This is a genomic window from Chamaesiphon sp. (assembly GCF_041738855.1).
Classification (GTDB): Bacteria; Cyanobacteriota; Cyanobacteriia; order Cyanobacteriales; family Chamaesiphonaceae; genus Chamaesiphon.
The window spans coordinates 1-1,504 of the sequence record NZ_JBGSPA010000069.1 but is presented as its reverse complement, the minus strand read 5'-3'; the positions used below and the strand labels follow the sequence as shown (position 1 = coordinate 1,504).

1 protein-coding gene is annotated in these 1,504 nt (G+C 48.6%); it reads left to right on the top strand.

What is annotated here, in order from left to right:
* Positions 1-254: 254 nt before the first annotated feature.
* Positions 255-1,504, top strand: a 1,250-nt coding sequence (locus ACEW9I_RS07330) for a strawberry notch family protein (RefSeq protein ID WP_373539698.1), incomplete at its 3' end; no start/stop codon positions are given.

Genomic DNA, 1,504 nt, shown 5'->3' with positions numbered 1-1,504 from the left:
AATCAATGTTTTTTCAACTATTAATGATATTGATGGTGGATTTTAATGTGCCAAAAATTGAAAAAATTCTGCTGTTAGCCTAAAAGTGTTGAAATGCCTGAGTTTGAGGAGACAAAACTTCATCGAACTCAGGTTAATAGTTGAATATACAGAGGAGTAGAAGCATTCATGCGAATTTCAGCTAGAGCGTTCGTAACTTTAGCTTCTCATGTTTTTCTACTCTTTTCTACTCCCTGTCTGCTTTTGAGGCATTTGTGTCAGGCAGTCAGGTCCGCATCTTGGTGTTCGATAAGATTACCAAGATAGAACCGATTAAATCGATCGATCTCAAGTTCTCAGTTACTGCCAAAGAACTGGCAAGCTTGGCAATGGAAGCTACACCGAGCCGTCAGACTGTCAAGTACTGGGAGCGGGAGGAATTATTGATGGTTGCTGCCGCTGCTGCCCCCAACCCCTTTGTCGAACTGCCCTTATTCCAACTAGGCTTACAACCACAGTTAACCATCATCCCTGTTATCGACTCTCCCGCAGATCCTCGCCCAGCAAAGATCTTGCAGGTAAACAAGCCCGAACCTGTTGTCGAGATAGCGTTAGATCGATTTGGCGAATTGGCGAGATTAACTTATCAACCAGCGGTCAAACAAGAAGTCGAGACAATTGATGCCGTGTATACACCGTACCAAGCCAGTGCGATTCATATCCCTGGCGCGGCACCACACCCTACCCCGCTGGCAGAATCGATCGCAATGGCGGCAATTAAGGCTCCCTATCCTACTGTCCAACCACTGCTGCCCACACGGATTTTAACGGCAGGATTAGCCTCGCACCCACAATTGGAAGCTCTAATCTACGTGTGTGAGGCACATAGTAAATTTCTGGATACCCGTTGGTACATCGCCGAGAATAAACAGATCGCTGTCGCCAATCCCGACAATCCCGACGGCAAATATCACCGCCAAGCAGCCAGTATCGGTGATTCTACTGGCGTAGGTAAGGGCGTGGAGGCGGCTTTGATTATCCTCGCCAACTGTTGTGAGGGGCGCAAGAGAGCGATTTGGGTGAGTAAAAATGAAGCTCTCCTCGAAGATGCCAGACGCGATTGGCAACGGTTGGGTGGTAGTCCTCACCAAGTCGTTCCCTTATCGAAATTTAAGCAGGGCGAATATATCTGTCTTGCTGAAGGTATCTTATTTGTCACCTATGGCGGGTTGCGGAGTCCGGCTAAGGGCAGTAAGAAATCCAGAGTAGACCAGATTATCGACTGGGTGGGTGAGGATTGGGATGGGGCAATCTGTTTCGATGAGGCACACATGCTGGGAAATGCGGCTGGTGACGATGGAGAGCGGGGGCAAACCAAAGCTTCCGCTCAAGCTTTGGCTGGTACCCAATTAATTAACCATTTAGCCAATGCTAGAGTCACATATCTGAGTGCGACGGGTGCGGCTAAGGTGTCGAGCCTCAGCTACTACCAGCGGATGGGACTGTGGCAGACTAAAGCTTTCCC